At 37.5% G+C, this 17,805-nt stretch carries 11 protein-coding genes and 1 pseudogene; 7 read left to right on the forward strand and 5 right to left on the reverse strand.

The window, feature by feature from the left end; genetic code table 11:
* The coding region (locus tag CRT24_RS12015; RefSeq protein ID WP_144034517.1) for a DUF4372 domain-containing protein at window positions 1–210 on the reverse strand (210 nt) is incomplete at its 3' end.
* 212 nt (window positions 211–422) lie between these two features.
* Between CRT24_RS12015 and CRT24_RS12020 the strand changes: the two genes are divergently transcribed.
* The 4 genes and pseudogenes from CRT24_RS12020 (at window position 423) to CRT24_RS12040 (ending at window position 9,389) form a co-directional block, all read left to right on the forward strand.
* On the forward strand, window positions 423–2,525 hold the full coding sequence (locus CRT24_RS12020) for a glycoside hydrolase family 2 protein (protein WP_099371491.1): 2,103 nt from the start codon (window positions 423–425) through the stop codon (window positions 2,523–2,525).
* Window positions 2,526–2,535: 10 nt separating this feature from the next.
* Window positions 2,536–4,038, forward strand: coding sequence for an alpha-L-fucosidase (locus CRT24_RS12025; RefSeq protein ID WP_099371492.1), 1,503 nt, complete (start codon window positions 2,536–2,538; stop codon window positions 4,036–4,038).
* Window positions 4,039–4,371: 333 nt separating this feature from the next.
* Window positions 4,372–7,575 (forward strand): annotated as a pseudogene (locus CRT24_RS21255) (SusC/RagA family TonB-linked outer membrane protein).
* A 14-nt stretch (window positions 7,576–7,589) separates the two neighbouring features.
* Window positions 7,590–9,389 (forward strand): RagB/SusD family nutrient uptake outer membrane protein, encoded by a 1,800-nt coding sequence (locus tag CRT24_RS12040; protein WP_099371509.1) that lies wholly within the window; start codon window positions 7,590–7,592, stop codon window positions 9,387–9,389.
* Window positions 9,390–9,443: 54 nt separating this feature from the next.
* Here CRT24_RS12040 and CRT24_RS12045 read toward each other — a convergent pair whose 3' ends face one another.
* From CRT24_RS12045 to recJ, 4 genes are all read right to left on the reverse strand, one after another.
* Window positions 9,444–10,514, reverse strand: a complete 1,071-nt coding sequence (locus tag CRT24_RS12045; protein WP_099371495.1) for a branched-chain amino acid aminotransferase — start codon at window positions 10,512–10,514, stop codon at window positions 9,444–9,446.
* Window positions 10,515–11,034: 520 nt separating this feature from the next.
* The gene (locus tag CRT24_RS12050) at window positions 11,035–12,552 is read right to left on the reverse strand and encodes a GH3 auxin-responsive promoter family protein (protein WP_099371496.1); all 1,518 of its coding nucleotides are present in this window, start codon (window positions 12,550–12,552) and stop codon (window positions 11,035–11,037) included.
* A 21-nt stretch (window positions 12,553–12,573) separates the two neighbouring features.
* The gene (lptB, locus tag CRT24_RS12055; protein ID WP_099371497.1) at window positions 12,574–13,308 is read right to left on the reverse strand and encodes an LPS export ABC transporter ATP-binding protein; all 735 of its coding nucleotides are present in this window, start codon (window positions 13,306–13,308) and stop codon (window positions 12,574–12,576) included.
* A 32-nt stretch (window positions 13,309–13,340) separates the two neighbouring features.
* Window positions 13,341–15,041: a single-stranded-DNA-specific exonuclease RecJ gene (gene recJ / locus CRT24_RS12060; RefSeq protein WP_099371498.1), complete on the reverse strand. Its 1,701-nt coding sequence runs from the start codon at window positions 15,039–15,041 to the stop codon at window positions 13,341–13,343.
* Between the two features lie 115 nt (window positions 15,042–15,156).
* Here recJ and CRT24_RS12065 point away from each other — a divergent pair, with 115 nt between their 5' ends.
* The 3 genes from CRT24_RS12065 (at window position 15,157) to CRT24_RS12075 (ending at window position 17,799) form a co-directional block, all read left to right on the forward strand.
* Window positions 15,157–15,936: an MBL fold metallo-hydrolase gene (locus CRT24_RS12065; protein WP_099371499.1), complete on the forward strand. Its 780-nt coding sequence runs from the start codon at window positions 15,157–15,159 to the stop codon at window positions 15,934–15,936.
* Window positions 15,937–16,011: 75 nt separating this feature from the next.
* A complete protein-coding gene (locus CRT24_RS12070) occupies window positions 16,012–16,491 on the forward strand; it encodes a cation:proton antiporter regulatory subunit (protein ID WP_099371500.1) in 480 nt (159 codons plus the stop codon).
* Window positions 16,492–16,497: 6 nt separating this feature from the next.
* A complete protein-coding gene (locus CRT24_RS12075; RefSeq protein WP_099371501.1) occupies window positions 16,498–17,799 on the forward strand; it encodes a cation:proton antiporter in 1,302 nt (433 codons plus the stop codon).
* The last annotated feature ends 6 nt before the right edge of the window (window positions 17,800–17,805 follow it).

Below are 17,805 nucleotides of genomic sequence, written 5' to 3' on the forward strand. Positions count from 1 at the left end.
GTTCATGTTGCCAGTAGTGCTGCGGAGTCCATTAGAAATGTCACGAACCGAATCTGCCGAAGAGAGATGGCAGAATAGCATGCTCACAAAATGCGTCCAACTGTTGATGCCCTTGTGATGTTTGTCAGATTGATGTTCGTGAACCAATTTTTTGAAAATGTTCCGATCTACGAGTCCCAAAATCTGAGAGAATACGTTTATATTTACCATGGCGATGGATCAATTTTGGCGAATTAAATATAGCATTCCCTGCTGTATAAATCCACCGCCATTTTTTCCCTCGTTTAGGACGCTACTGGGTATAAATACCTGTTTTCGGGTAATTATTTGTTACGAAAACCATTTCGTTAGTTACGCAATCGTTTGTTAGAATTTTGACCAAATGCTTTTACTTATCTTCGGATTTATTATATACCTATCACATGAACAAATTCTTATTTAAACAAAGTTTATACATTTCAATTGGTCTTTTGATTAGTCAAGTTTCACTTGGGCAGTCGAGGATTCAGAAATCGTTTAATGAGGGTTGGAAATTTTACAAAGCAAACAATTCCACATTTTTCACTGATTTCGAAAATGGCCAAAAATATTTTGATAATCAGGGCCAATGGACGAAGCTTGAAGTCTGGGAAGACATTCAACTTCCACATACTTATAACAAAACCGATATGCAGCTTGACCGTAATTTTTTTGAAGGCAAGGCTGTTTATCAAAAATCATATACTGCATCTCCAGAGGATAAAAACAGGAGAACATTTCTGAAGTTTGAAGGAGTTGGGGCTGTAGCTCAGCTTTTTGTTAATGGTAATTATATTGGTGAGCATAAGGGTGGTTATTCTATGTTTGCTTTTGAAATTACGAATTCAATAGATTATGAGAAGGAGAATACGATTACGGTTGTTGCAGATAATAAGTCGAGGAAAGACATTATTCCTATCAATCATTTTTTGTTTCCAGTATACGGAGGAATTTATAGACCTGTACATATCATAACGACTAATAAGACAAATTTTGTTGTCACAGACCAGGCGGCTCCGGGTATTTTCATTAAACAAAAAAATGTATCCGGTAAGTCTGCTGAAATCCATGTAGAAGCTAAAATAGAAACCAAGGAAAAGCACACCCAAAACGCAGACCTTGTCATTGAGATTAAAGATATGGCTGGTAAAACCATATTAACTGAAAAACAGGCTATCTCAGTTTCTCCACAAGGTGTAACTTATGTAAATGAAATTATAAACATGAAATCGCCGCATTTGTGGGATGGGATTAAGGATCCATATTTATATTCTTTAACAGCGAAGTTAGTTTCCAATGGTAAGGAGCTTGATGTTGTAAAACAACCTTTGGGTGTAAGGCATGTTGAATTAATTGCAGGCAATGGCGTTTTTTTAAATGGCAAAAAATATCCAATGTATGGCGTGACGAGACATCAGGATCGTGAAGGTTTTGGCTCTGCACTGAGCTTTGAGCAGCATAAGGAAGATTTCATGTTGATTAAAGAAATGGGAGCTACCACAATTCGTCTGGCACATTATCAGCAATCTCCTGAAGTTTATTCTTTAGCTGATTCCATAGGGTTTTTGACATGGGCTGAAATTCCATTTGTAAACCGTGTGTCTTACTATGAAAATGATAATGCTAAACAGCAGATGTCAGAATTGGTAAAACAGAATTTCAACCACCCTTCAATTTATATTTGGGGTGTTCACAATGAAGTTTATTCAAAGACTGCTGATGAACAAGTTCCTGTATTATCTAGAGAGTTGAATGACATTGCAAAAACGTTAGACCCAGATCGATATACTGTTGCTGTGACCGGTTATAATGTTATTGACAGGCAGGAAAATTTAAGCACTGATGTTCAAGGAATCAACCATTATTTTGGCTGGTATGGTGGAAAAATCGAAGATTTAGGTCCTTGGGCTCAGAAAGTACAACAGGATTTTCCTGATTACAAAATCATGTTGTCAGAATATGGTGCTGATGGAAATATAGATATCAGTAAAGAAACGGTGGAACCTCCAACTGATGTTATTTCCGGAAAGGCATTTCCTGAAAATTATCAGACTGAAACCCATATTCAGCAATGGGCAGCGATCGAAAAGAATCCTATTATTTTGGCCTCTTATTTATGGAATGCTTTTGAATTTGCAGTTCCAGCCTGGAATCGGGGTGGTGTGAACGCCAGAAATCTAAAAGGGTTGATCACCTTTGACCGCAAGCGGAAAAAAGATTCTTTTTATTGGTACAAAGCAAACTGGAATCCAGAACCCATGATTTATTTGGCAAATAGAAGGGATAGCCTACGATCTAATAACGTGGCAAAAATTCAACTTTTTTCAAATCTTCCCAATGTTAAGGTAACGGTAAATGGAAAAGCTTATAGTGCCAAACAAGGTGTTAATTCGAAGCATTGGGTGATTGATAATGTACAACTTCAAAAAGGAGAAAATAAAATCCAAGCTTCAGGTAAAAATGGAAATACTGAGCTTACTGATGATATGATTTGGACACTACAATAGAGAATTTATAATGAAAAAGATATTTAAATACTCCGTGCTTTCTGCTCTTACGGTGCTATCATGTCAATTAGCAAATGCACAATGGACAGGTCCTAAAATAAAACCGACAGAAAGAAAAGAAGTAAAGTATGGAACGCTGACACCAAAGCACCGAACAGACCCAGCTATGGAAAAATTCAGGGATTATGGTCTTGGTCAGTTTATTCATTGGGGACTGTATGCTATACCTGGAAATGAATGGGAGGGCGTTAGTGCAAGAAAAGGTGCTGCTGCTTCAGAATGGATTCGTACATGGAGCGGTGAAACAGCGCCAAAGGATTGGAAGAAGACATATGACAACCTATATAAGAAATTTGATCCAAAAGATTTTGATGCCAATGCCTGGGCTAAACAAGCCAAAGACATGGGAGCCAAATATATGATCTTTACCACTAAACATCATGACGGTTTCGCATTGTGGCCAACAAAATATTCGGACTACAATATCACTAAATCTCCCTATAAAAAAGATATTGTAAAAGAAGTGGTTGATGCCTATACTGCACAAGGAATCGATGTGTATTTATATTTTTCTGTTTTGGAGTGGAATAATCCTGATTATCTGACGAAAGAACCACAAACCGAGGAGGAAAAGAAAAAATACAATAAGTTTTTACAGTATACAAAAAATCAATTGATGGAGCTGCTTGACCTGTATCCTGAAATCAAAGGTTTTTGGTTTGATGGAACATGGGATCAGTCTTGGGTGAAGGCATATGATTTTACCTATAATTTGGAGAAGGAGTTGCGTGCAAAACATCCAGGTTTGATTATTGGTTCTCGATTTAGGAATGATGAATTCGGCAAACGACATTTTGATAGCAACGGTGAGATCTTGGGAGACTATGAACAAGGGTGGGAGAGAAAACTTCCTCAAGAATATGAATGGTTAGATGGGAATGATTGGGATGCAGTTATGACTATTCCACCAAACGGATGGGGATATATGAAGGATTGGTCTGGACTCTATACCAAAACCACCGATGACCTCTTGGATATGCTCATGCAAACGGTCTCCATGAATGGGAATTTTGTTTTAAACTTTGGTCCTGATGGCAACGGATTAATGCATCCGGAAGAAGATATAATCGCTAAAGAATTAGGCGATTGGATGAAAGTGAATGCTGAGGCAGTATATGGCGTCAGACATGTTGACCTTCCTAAAACCAAGCTAGGATATTATACTCAAAAAGATAAAAATCTATACCTAACGGTATTCAATAGACCAGTACATAATATTGCACGAATTGCAGTACCTAAGAAATCTACAGAGGTTCCAATAAAGGCAGTTTTATTGGCAAACGGGCAAGAATTGAAGGTTTCGCAATCAGATATTGGTTTGGATTTGGATAAAAACACTTATTACGATGTGATTATTCCTAATGATTTTCAATCCAACCGTGCTTTTGTCATTAAAATGGAATTAGGTCAGCCCTCAAAGTCTTCTGAGAAGCTGATGGATGCAAAAATGTAATAAATAGAGTTTGTTAAGTTTTGTTGAAAGGAGGTCGTGAGATCTCCTTTTTTTTTCTCTTTTGCCGTATTTGATAAGGATGATATTGAATCGAGTCAGTGGAGGTATGCTACTAAATTGAACCGATAGTAAATAAAATTCCATAAAATCATCAGCGGAATATAAAATTTAACTGTCTGAAGTTTATTTACGAAAACGTTTTCTTGAATTGTGCAATCGATTTCGTTGAGAGAAATATTGGTATAGATTGAATTTATAAGGTTATTTGAACACTTTATAAATCTAGCTTATTCAACTCTATTATTTTTAATAATCTAATATAAAAACCAAATAATGAACTATTTAAGGTCAAATTCACCGATTAAATCTAATTGGTTTAATTGGAAGGTTGTATTGTTTTCCTCCGGTCTTTTTTTATGCCATGGAAATCTAGATGCGAAGAATATTTTATCAACCCATTACCTTGCTGTTTTAAATGTTGAAGACCAACAAACGCTGAATGGTATCGTAAAGGACGATAAAGGATTGCCGATGGCGGGTGTGACAGTTTCAGTTAAGGGTACTACTACTTCCACTAGCACAGATGAGGATGGAGCATTCAGCGTGGAGGTAAATTCGAACAGCGATATTTTGGTGTTCAGTTATCAAGGATTTCAAACCCGAGAGATTCCTGCCAATGCTGCCTCCAATGTGACATTAATGCCTTCAGAGGATGTTTTGGAAGAGGTGGTGGTAGTGGGTTTCGGTACACAAAAGAAAAAAGATCTTACTGGCGCCATAACACAAGTCAATGCTGATCAAATTAATAACCGACCAGTCGCGAACTTAGGTCAAGCATTGAAAGGATTGATTCCGAACTTAAATGTTTCTGTAAACAATGGGTCACCCAATGCGTCAACTAATTTAAATGTTCGTGGTACTACTTCCTTGGAATATAACGATGATGAAAAACGTTATGTCTCCAGCAATGGCTCACCATTAATTTTAGTAGATGGAATCCAAATGGACTTCAACAACCTTAATCCAGAGGATATTGAATCCGTTACGACCTTAAAAGATGCGTCAGCTAGTGCTATTTATGGTTCGAGGGCTGCCTTTGGGGTTGTGTTGATAACGACCAAAAGCGGAAAAAGTGGACGGTCAAATGTTGATTACTCTAATTCATTTCAATGGAGCATGGCATCAGCTATTCCGGATGTCATGAATGCTTATGATTTGCAGGATGCCTATATCAAAGGTTTTACCTTGCAAGGAGGCAGAACAGCTGGACCTAATGAAGAATTGAAGTTACAGAAGATTAAAGAATATATGGATAATCCTTCAACGACAAGTCCATATTATTTAGATTCCAAAGGCAACCCGGTTTGGATTGCCAATCAAAACCCTTATGAGGACGCCTTAGCTACATCATCTCCATTACAGAAACATAATCTTTCGTTCTCAGGAGGTAATGACAAGGTGACTTATTATACCTCATTAGGCTATCAAAAGCAAAATGGTATCTATAAACTTAATACTGATAAACTACATCGCTACAATATGGTTGCGAATATCGGTGTCAAGATAAACGATTGGTTTAAGATTGACACTAGGAACAATTATTCCTACAAGAGATAAAAGGAGCCATACAATCCAAGTGGAAAAGGTGGATGGTGGTTAGCGCTAGCTCAAGAGCCAGGAAGAAATGTGAACATGCCACTATTTACCCCTGAAGACTCACCGGTAGGTAGAATGTATACGGATAATATATTGTCCTTCATGGATTATGGTTCATCCAACCTGAACAATAATGAAAACATGACCATTATGGTAAACCCAACTATTACACCTTTGCCAGGATGGAACATCAAAGCAGATTTAGCCTATAAAACTGTTAACAACCAAAATAAAAGTATCATTCCAACTTTGAATAGAATAGAGCCAGGAGGATGGAAGCCTGCAAATTCGCACACCTCACCTTCAAGGATTTATGATTTCAGATCCAGATCAAATCAGTATACCATTAACATCTATACAGATTATTCTAAATCTTTCGAATCAGGGCACAATATTTCTGGAGTTTTGGGATACAACCAAGAATGGTATAATTATAATTCATTGTGGGCTCAGAAAACAGATATAGCTGAGGGAGTAGATTTTATCAAAGGCGCAAGTGGACGTTTGACGGGTGACGACGACTTTTTGGATTGGGCAGTACGGGGTATATTTTATCGTCTATCTTATGATTATAAAGGCAAGTATTTATTACAATCGAATGGAAGATACGATGGATCTTCACGATTTGAAAAATCGGGTAGATTTAAATTCTTCCCTTCCTTTTCTGCGGGATGGGTTGTTTCGGAGGAAGAATTTGCCAAAGACTGGGACAGTGTTGTTTCATTCCTAAAACTTAGAGGCTCATATGGTAGTATTGGTAACCAAGATGTAGGGTATTATGATTACATCCCAATTTTAATACAAGAACAAGACCTGCCTTATGAATTTGACGGAGTTAGACCAAGTTTCATCTCGGTTCCCGAATTAGTAGATGCAAATTATACATGGGAAACTGCGACTACCTTGAACATTGGTGCTGACATCAATTTATTCCAGAATTTTGAGATAAATTTTGATTGGTTCCGAAGAAATACTGTTGATATCTTAACGGATGGTGCTAGTTACCCTGCAATAATTGGTGCTGAGGCACCTGTCAGTAATTCTGGTGAAATCCAATCTCAAGGATGGGAACTGATTGCTAAATATAAAAATGAGACCGCAGGGGGCTTAGGATATGATGTGGCTTTGACTTTAGGAGATTATAAATCCAAAGTGATAACGTACCAAGGAAATGACAGTTACTTGTTGAACAAATTATATTCTGGGTTTAATATCGGAGATATTTGGGGTTATGAAACTTATGGTTTATTTCAGAACCAAGCTGAAATTGACGCTGTAAATCCAGCAGAAACTCAAAAGAACCTGGATAAATTATGGTTTCCTGGTGATGTAAGATATACTGATCTAAATGGAGACGGAGTTATTACAAATGGAACCAACACTTTGGACAATCCCGGTGACCGTCATATTATTGGAAATAGTACTCCTAGATACTCTTATGGTTTAAATGGAAACTTGAGATATAAAGATTTTGATTTCAATATTTTCTTACAGGGTGTTGGAAAAAGGGATGTTTGGATTAACAACAATCTATATTGGGGAGCTGGCGCAATCGGAACTTACAATATTTATAATGATTCTTGGACACCAGAGAATACGGGTGCTAAATTTCCGGGATACTATCCAGCAGAAAAAAACAAACACGTTCAAACGAGATTTCTTCAGAATGGTGCTTATTTAAGAATAAAGAATATCTCATTAGGGTATACAGTTCCTACACAATGGGCAGAGGCAGTTAAATTCAAACGCATCAAAGTGAATGTTTCTGCATTCAATTTATTAGAATTTAAGAAAGTTCCGAAACAATTTGACCCTGAATTGTTGAGTTTGAACTATCCTATTATGAAATCTTATGCTTTTGGTATTCAAGCAACCTTTTAATCATGAAAAATATTATGAAATCATATAAATTATTGATAACAAGCATTCTGTCTGTGGTATTGTTGGCAGGATGTAATGATGACTATTTAGAGCGTTCTCCTGAGGCTGACAGACCAGAGAACAATTTTTGGAATTCTAAAAAAGACTTTGAACTCTATGTAAACACGTTGTATCCTGAATATTTGGCGGGATTTGGAACTGGTTTTCAAGCTAATAACGTCGATCCAAAAGGGATCAATGAAGCAACATTAGTGTATGGAGATATCATTACGGATAATGCTGTTACCAGCAATTATTCGAAGGTCACAAATAATGACTATATCGCTTATTTGACTGTAAAGTCCAATGAAGGGGGATGGAATTGGGAGAACCTAAGACAAATAAATTACTTTCTGAATCATTATAAGAAAACCAGCTTATCCGAAGATGAGTATGCGGTGTATCTCGGAGAGATTAATTTTTTCAAGGCATTGGAATATTTTGAAAAGGTAAAACTTTTTGGTGATGTTCCTTGGTTAACCAAGGATTTGCAGACAGACTCTGAAGAGCTTTTTGCCAAGAGAAATCCTAGAGAAGAGGTTATGGATTCTGTGCTCATGGTGTTGGATAAAGCTATTGACCTATTGCCAGATAACTCAAATAATTCTGGAAGGGTCAACAAAGACATGGCATATTTCCTAAAATCTAGGATTGGACTTTTTGAAGGTACTTTCAGGAAATATCACAAGAAAAACAATGCTGATAAATATTTGAAATTATCTGTTGAAGCCTCTGAAAAATTGATTAATTCTAATAAGTATTCGATTGTATCAGGCGATAAAAATAAGGTGTACAATGAGATGTTTGCGAAGCTGTCATATGCAGGAAATAAGGAAATTATTTATTGGAGAGGTTATAATGCATCGCTTACCTTGGGGTCTGCATTCAGTAGATATTTTACGCAAAACAACAGAAATGGTGGATCTAGTGCTACAAGAAGTTTGGTAGATGATTACCTGTGTGTGGACGGTCAATCAATCAGTACGAGCCCATTGTACAAGGGTAAAAACTCCTTAGTACTTGAATTTGAAAACAGAGATCCGAGGTTAAGACAAACGATTTGTTTACCTGGTGAATATACTTTGAGGACTGGAATCGGAATGACAGGTACTACCGCCAATCCACTACCAGGGATCAAAGGATCAAATACAGCCAATGGTAATTTGGCAGTTACAGGGTATAGATGGGCAAAGTGGTTCATAAACGACCCAGATGATTGGGCAAGAACAGCGAATGGGCTACAAGCGGCTCCAATTATGAGATATGCTGAGATTCTGCTGAATTACGCTGAAGCTAAGGCAGAACTAGGACAACTGCCTCAAGCAGTTATTGATCAAACCATTAATATGCTGAGGGCACGGGTTGGAATGCCAAACCTTATTATAGGACAAGAACCAAGTGATCCAAGATTAGATCAGATTTATAATACGTATGTTGGATATTCTGTAAACCCAATATTGAGAGAAATCAGAAGAGAAAGAAGGATTGAATTGGCTTTTGAAAATGCTCGTTGGGACGATCTTATTCGTTGGAAAGCTTTGAAGTTACTATCGATGCCAGTAGAAGGCATGAAATTTAATCAAAGTGATTACCCGTCAATTAAAGTAGGGACAGATATTATCTTAAACAAAGAAGGCTTAATTCTTCCTTATGCCCAAACTCTTCCAAATGGACGTGCATTCAACGAAAGAATGTATTTCTTTCCGATTCCAATTGAAGATTTGGTATTGAATAAAAATCTAGAACAAAATCCAGGTTGGGAAACCGGTAAGTAGGATTTAAAATAGAAAGGCCACCATTATTGGTGGCCTTTTTCATAGTATGATATTTTATTTTACAATAAAGTTCCAACCAAATGGATCTTCGATTTTACCGTATCTTAAATCATTTAAGTACGCTAAAACCTTGTTTGAGAATTCGCGTCCTTCTACTGGAGGTAGAGTATAGTCTTGTCCTTCGAATCCGATTCTGTCGATATGTGTTATTGTTGCGGCTGTTCCTGCGGCAAATGCTTCTGATACTTCACCAGCTTTGATACCATCGATAAGTTCTTTGACAGATACTTTTCTTTGTTCAGCTTTGTAGCCCCATTTTTCGGCAAGTTCCATGATCGTTCTTCTGGTAACACCATGTAGGATGGTATCGCCATGTGGGGTGATTATGGTATCTCCGATTCTGAATATTAAGTTTGCTGTACCAGCTTCTTCGATGTATTTGTGTTCTAGAGCATCTGTCCACATAATTTGGTCATAGCCTTCATTATTTGCCAATTGTGTAGGGTGTAATGATAATGCATAGTTTCCTGCATTTTTTGAAAATCCTACTCCACCTTCTGCAGCACGTGTGTAGTGCGTTTCCACTTTTAAGCTGATTGGTTTGCTATAATACGCACCTACTGGGCAAGTGATGATTATGAATTGGTAAGATTTTGAAGGGTGTACACCCAACGCTGCCTCAGTACCAAACATGAAGGGTCTGATATACAATGCTGTTCCTTGTTTTGAAGGGATCCAGTTTCGGTCTACATCCAATAGTTTTTTCAATCCGTCCATAAAGATTTCTTCAGGAACCTCAGGCATCTCTAAACGAGCTGCTGATTTATTGAATCTTTCCCAGTTTTTGTCGGGGCGGAAAATACTAACCGTACCGTCTTCAAATTTATATCCTTTAATACCTTCAAAGATTGCTTGTCCATAATGCAGTGCAGACATGGATGGGCTCACGCTGAGATTTCCGTAAGGAACAATCTTTACTTCTTCCCATTGTCCGTTGTCATAATTTGCGACCAACATATGGTCAGACATAATTTGACCAAATTTTAAGTTGTCAAAGTCTACTTGCGAAATTCTAGATTGTTGCGTAGGCTCTACTTGAATAGTGATATTTTCTATGGCACTCATGTCAAAAAGAATGTTTATTGCTGTGCAATTTAGGGAAAAAAAATAAAAGCTGAGGTGATTTGTCGTTTTAAAAATGTTCTGTCTGTTTTCCTATGCAATGATGTGTATACTTTGCTATACTCGATTTTGGAAATTAAAGATAGATTGCGAGTTTAAACTACAATTTGATTATCGGTACAGTATTTGGAATAAGGCATATGCTTTTGACAACATATTGAAAGATTTCTAACCATTATCAATAGTAAAGTGCAGGACGGTAGCCGGGAAATTTGATAGCTAGTATTTAGAGACAATTTGTAAAAGTATTGAAGGCATATAATTAAAGGTTTTAACTAACAAATCCAAAATGGAAAGAGAATCGACTGATTTAAATGCTCAAGCCACACCTACAGTAGGTGGATGGAAATTTATCCTTGGCTTTTTTGTCTATCTATATAAAACTGCAATTCGCCCCTAATAGATTGTTTACCTGTGAAGGTGTTTTTATTAGTACTTGAACCTACTCGGTTTAAGAATAGTTTTAAAGGCTTTGAATTAACTTTAAAAGTGGATCTAAATATTCCCTGCTGTTAGCTAAGCGAGGAACTTTATTCTGTCCACCCAACTTGCCTCGGCTTTTCATCCAAGCATAAAATGTTCCTTTCGGGACATTGTGAATTATCGGGAATGAAAGTGCCATGTCTTTATAGCGCTTCGCGTCATAATCAGAATTTATTTCCCTTAATGTCGCATCCAATATTTCACTGAATCTTACTAAGTCATTTGGCTCCTTTTCAAATTCAATAATCCATTCGTGTGCCCCAGCGGTTTTGTCATTAAAATAAACAGGGCCTGCCGTATAGTCTTGGATGTTTGCATCAGTTGCTTTGCATGCTACTTGTAATGCATGTTCAGCATTATCTACTATAATTTCCTCCCCGAACGTATTGATATATTGTTTTGTTCTACCAGAGATTTGGAATCGGTATGGAGATAGTGAGGTGAACTTGATGGTATCACCAATTTTATATCGCCACAAACCAGCATTTGTTGAAATAATCAAAGCATAATTTTTTCCAAGTTCAACTTCATGCAGACAAAGCGTTTTCGGCCATTCGTCGTTGATGTTTTCCATTGGGAGAAATTCGTAATAAATACCATAATCCAACATCAATAGCAAATCATCTGAATCAGATCGATCTTGCAAGCCGAAATATCCCTCAGAAGCATTATAGTTTTCAAGGTAATACATGTTTTCTGAAGGGATCAATTTTTTAAATTGATCTCTATATGGTTTGAAGCTTACGCCTCCATGGCTGTAAAACTCAAGGTTAGGCCATACTTCGAGGAGATTTTCTTTTCCAGTTATTTCCAAGATTCTGTTTGCCATAACCATATTCCATGTTGGTACTCCGGCCAAGCTCGTAACATTTTCTTTGATGGTTATTTGAGCTATCTGTTCGATTTTCTCTTCAAAATTCGGATTCAGCGTTACTTCTAAAGTTGGGGTTCGCTTAAATTCTGCCCAAAATGGTAGGTTTCTTATGAGGATGGAAGATAAATCTCCATAATAAGAATCGGGGCTAAAATTGTTGATTTGGGATGACCCTCCGATTACCACCGATTTGCCCATAAAAATTTTGTTTTCCGGTTTATTATGGCAGTAAATAGAAAGCATGTCTTTACCCCCTTGATAATGACATTCTTCCAAAGCTTCAATACTAACTGGTATAAACTTGCTGCGGTCTGAGGTTGTACCTGATGACTTTGCAAACCATTTGATATCTGATGGCCAAAGGATATTTTGCTCTCCTTTGATCATTCGGTCAACATATACCTTTATATCATCGTAATCCTGGATAGGGACTCTATTTTTATATTCCTCAGGCGTATAGATGCTGTTATAGCCATATTTCTTGCCCCATTCAGTTGCTTCAGCGGCTGAAATAAGACTTTGAAACCACTCTTCTTGGACATCATGGGGATACTTCATGAACAGATCAATCTGATGCATCCGCTTTTTCATTATCCAAGTAAAAAGAGAGTTCAATAAGGCCATGGTTATGCGTAATCTTTAATTTTAGAATTTTTTACGTCTTAATTCAAAATGTCGTCCTAGGTAAAATTTGCGGGCTAGTTCATTGTCTGCAATTTCTTCAGGTGTTCCGGTCAACATTATTTTTCCTTCTGTTAAGAGGTATGCTCTATCCGTTATTGATAATGTTTCTTGCACATTGTGGTCTGTGATTAGAATACCAATATTTCGGGTTTTTAATTTAGCCACGATGGTCTGGATTTCCTCAACTGCGATCGGGTCTACCCCTGCAAATGGTTCATCAAGAAGAATAAAATTGGGGTTTGCCGCTAGTGCGCGTGCGATTTCTGTTCTTCGGCGTTCACCTCCGGAAAGTAAATCACCTCTATTTTTTCTAACACGGTGTAAGCTGAATTCCGTAAGCAATTCTTCAAGTTTCGCTTTTCTTTCTTCTTTATTGGGATAATGGATTTCTAGAACTGCGAGGATATTATTTTCAACAGAAAGTTTTCTGAAGACGGATGCTTCTTGGGCAAGGTACCCAATTCCGCGTTGAGCACGCTTGTACATTGGGTCTTGGGTAATTTCTAAATCATCTAAGTAAACGTGGCCTTCGTTTGGTTTAATCAATCCTACGATCATGTAGAAAGAAGTTGTCTTTCCGGCACCATTAGGGCCCAATAGACCAACAATTTCTCCTTGCTCAACATGAAAGGATACATCATTTACTACGGTACGCTGTTTATATTTTTTAATTAAATGTTCTGCTCTTAGAATCATGTGTTTAAAACCCTTATATGCAAATATATTTTTTAAAATCGAATTGCTTTAACAATTAATTGCAAATTCTTTTTGCCGCGCCAAGTATTTTCTCCAATACTAAAGCAAATATCGAATGGTTTGCCAGTATTGATAGCTTCACAATATTCACCTAGACCGAACCCGATACAATCGAATTTGGGAGAATCAGATTGTTTAACAGAAAATTTGAGATGGGTTCCTCCAACGACGTTGGCATTATAACCCATGGTGACTTGCTTAGCAAGGAAAGTAGGTGATTCATTCTCTGGTCCATGAGGTTGAAATTGACGTAGTAATTTGTAGAAATCAGAATTTATTTCTAATAATCTGATTTCTTTTTCGATAGCTACCTCTTGTTGCAACATCTCTGGTTTTATGCTTCTACTGACTACCTCTTCAAAACGCATTTGGAATAAGTTAATATTCTCTAATTGCATGGTTAATCCTGCTGCATATTTGTGGCCGCCATATTGGTCTAACAGATCACTGCATTCACTCAAAGCTTCATACAGGTCAAAACCAACTACTGAACGCGCAGAACCTGCGATATGCCCATTCGTATTCGTCAGGATAATGGTTGGTCTATAGTATCTTTCGGTAAGTCTTGAGGCAACGATTCCAATGACTCCTTTATGCCAGTCTTTTTTATAAAGGACTGTTGTTTTTTGTTTCTGCAATTGCACATTATTGTCCAAGAGTTCCAATGCCTCTTGGGTGATTTTGAGGTCAAAATCCTTGCGCTCATTGTTTTGAACATCTACACTTTCTGAATATTCTGTTGCTTCAGGAAGCGATTTTGAAATCAAGAGTTTGACGGCATCTTTAGCATGTTTAATCCTTCCTGCAGCATTGATTCGAGGGCCAATTTGAAAAACAATGTCATTAATTGTGAATTGTTCTGCTTTATGGGTTGATAGATTAATTAATGCTTTTAATCCCCAGCATGGATTGCTATTTAATTTTTTAAGGCCAAAATAAGTTAGCGTTCTGTTTTCTCCCGTAATAGGGACTATATCCGATGCTATGCTTACTGCTACCAAATCCAAATATTGGTAAGCCAGTTCCATTTGCATTTGATTTTGTTTGATAAAAGCTTGGATTATTTTAAAACCAATTCCGCAACCAGACAATTCCTTGTAAGGGTAAGGACAGTCGGTGCGTTTTGGATCCAAGACAGCAATTGCATTAGGCAATTCTGGTCCTGGTAAATGATGATCTCCAATAATAAAGTCGATCCCTTTTGTATTGGCATATTCAATTTTATCAGTGGCTTTGATTCCGCAGTCTAATGCAATTATCAATGAGAATCCATTTTCTGCGGCATAATCAATTCCTTGATTAGAAATTCCATATCCTTCGCTATACCGATCAGGGATGTAAAATTCTAAACCGGAGTTGAAATCCCTGAAAAAACTGTAAACTACCGATACTGCTGTAGTGCCATCTACATCATAATCACCATAAATCAATATTTTTTCTTTATTGCCGATTGCTTTTTCAATACGGTTTATAGCTTTATCCATATCTTTCATCAGAAATGGATCATGGAGATGTTCTAAGGAAGGTCTAAAGAATTCTTTTGCTGCTTCGTAAGTTTCTATTTTTCTGTTAATTAAAAGTTCGATGATGATCGGGTTTACACGCAGTTCCTGTTGGAGCTTGTTTATTTTGTCTACGTTCTTTTTAGGTTTCAGCACCCACCTTTTTTGCATATCTTTGCCTTCTAATTAACGTGTAAAGATACATTATATCAAGCGACTTACCTAATGAGGTCAAGGATGTATCCTGATATACACACATAACTGTCAAGATAACAAACAAATACAAATGGCTCGAGCGCACTCACTGTTTGAAGGTTCTTATTCTGTTGATAAAAGCAAGCAATTTATTCCCTTCGATCCAAAGAAAGATGATCCAAAAGATAGACCTGGATCCTTGTTTATTCATGTACATCCATTTTTAATAGAGACCAAAGACGGGCTTATCGTTTTAGATACTGGTTTAGGCCTCCGCAATGAAGCTGGGGAGTTGGTCATCCATGAGAACATTAAGAAATTAGGTTTTTCGGTGAATGATGTTCGTTATGTATTGATGTCACATCTTCACAAAGACCATGCAAGTGGTATGGTGGATGTGAAAGATGGGGTGAAACGATTGGCATTTCCGAATGCAGAATATGTTATCCAAGAAAAGGAGTGGGAGGATGCCTATAGTTCAGAAAACCCTTCTTATCGCACGGAAGTGTTTGATGTATTGCAGCGCAGTGGCAATATTCTGTTTGTAAATGGTGATGGTCAGCTAACACCCGAGATTCGCTATGAACTTTCTGGTGGTCACAGTGAGTTTCATCAAGTGTTTCATATTGAAACTGAGGGTGAACATTTTTTCTTTGGGGGAGATGAATTGCCTGAGCCAGAAGAAATATTCAGGAGTTTTATCGCCAAGTATGACTATGATGGCAGGAAAGCTCGTGATTTAAGGGCCGAATATTGGGCGGCAGGTGCTCCTGAAGGTTGGGTGTTTTTGTTTTACCATTCCAAAAACATAGCGGTTGGTAGGCCAGAAAAGAAATCAGACGGCAGTTATAAGATCATAAATGCTGAATAATACATCTGAATTCAATATATTTGAGAATAACGGAACTAATAATTTTTCTAATTTTTAATTAAATAAAAGGAAATCATGTCGATAGTTAGAGAAAGTGACCTGATTGGTATTGGTAAGAAATACCAAATTGAAACTGATGCTGGAGACAGTATGGTCGTTGTCATCCATGATGATGGCCGTAGGGAGTTGTACCGTCATGAAGATGAAGACAACGAAACTCATTGTGTAATGACCATGTCTGATGAAGAATCACGTCAAGTTGCAGGGATTTTGGGAGGGTTGTCATATAAACCAAAAGCTTTGGAAACCATTGAGGTGGCTTTGGATGATTTACGCATTGAATGGTACAAAGTTGGAGATTCAAATGATGGCGTAAATAAAAGTATCGGTCAGTTGGAAGTAAGACAACGTACCGGAGCATCCATTATTGCAGCAATACGAGAAGAAGAGACCATTATTAACCCGGGTCCTGATTACGTTATTACCCCCGGCACCACTCTTGTCATCGCCGGAAAGCAAAAGAACATCAAACTTTTAAAAGAAATCTTACTATAATTTTTTATGCACAGTAACCTCATTATAGAAATTGGAATAGCAGTTTTATTGGTAGCACTTGTTGGCTTATTGGCCAATAGGCTAAAATTTTCGGTGATTCCGTTTTTTATCGTGATCGGTATGGTGTTGGGAAATGAATCTTATCCTGACTTTGTTGGCGACTTGTTGGTGAAAATTGGCAATGAAGGCGTAACAAACTCCGTAAATTCCGTTTGGTCGTTTTTGACCTTTACGGAAAGCAAGCCGTTCATAGACTTTATGGGTCGGCTTGGGGTCCTATTCCTACTATTCTACTTAGGGTTGGAATTTTCTGTAGGTAGGCTCATCAAATCGGGCAAGTCGATTGTTGCAGGTGGAAGTATATATGTTGTTCTTAATTTCATGTCTGGATTGCTGGTGGGTTGGATGATGAATTTGCCCTTCAAAGAAATGATGGTGCTCTGTGGAATTATGACCAGTTCATCAACCGCCATTGTTGCAAAAGTATTGACGGATCTAAAAAGAACTGCAAATCGAGAAACAGAGGTTATTATGGGAATGATCATGTTCGATGATCTATTTATCGCCATGCATATCTCCTTCTTGTCAGGGTTGATATTAACTGGTAGCAGTTCATTCTGGACTGTGGCTGGAACTTCCTTGCTTGCATTGGGGTTCATTCTTTCATTTTTGATTTTGGGAAGGAAATTAGTGCCTTTTATTGATAGGCTACTTCAGGAAAAATCATCGGAATTGTTTATTCTGATCATATTTAGCTTATTGTTTACTATTGCTGGGTTTTCTGAGACTATCCATGTTGCTGAAGCGATTGGTGCTTTAATGGCAGGTTTGGTGTTTGCAGATTCCAGATATATCAAAAAGATTGAAGGCATGGTATTGCCTTTCAAGGATTTCTTTGGTGCCATGTTCTTCTTCAGCTTTGGTCTTTCGATCGATATGTATTCTTTGGGAGGAGCAGTGGGTTGGGCGACATTTGCCGCTGCGATCACTGTTGTATGTAACGTAGCTTCCGGATATTTTGCAAGTAGATTCTCTGGATTGAAACCAAAAAACTCAGTAGATATAGGGTTTACCTTATCTGCAAGAGGGGAGTTTTCAATTATTATGGCGAATATTGGAAAAGCTGGTAAATTATTGCCGGTTATTCAGTCATTTGTTGTTGTTTATGTATTGATACTTTCCATTGTATCTCCGTTGCTGACCAAAGAGTCACGAAACATCTGGAATAAATTGGCGGGACAAGATGATGTATCTCGAAAACCGAAGAAAAAATTGAGCGATCTTGAAGCTTCAGTCCAAGAAAATTAAAAGCAT

It is taken from the genome of Sphingobacterium sp. 1.A.5, from assembly GCF_002734235.1.
In the GTDB taxonomy this organism is placed as follows: Bacteria; Bacteroidota; Bacteroidia; order Sphingobacteriales; family Sphingobacteriaceae; genus Sphingobacterium; species Sphingobacterium daejeonense.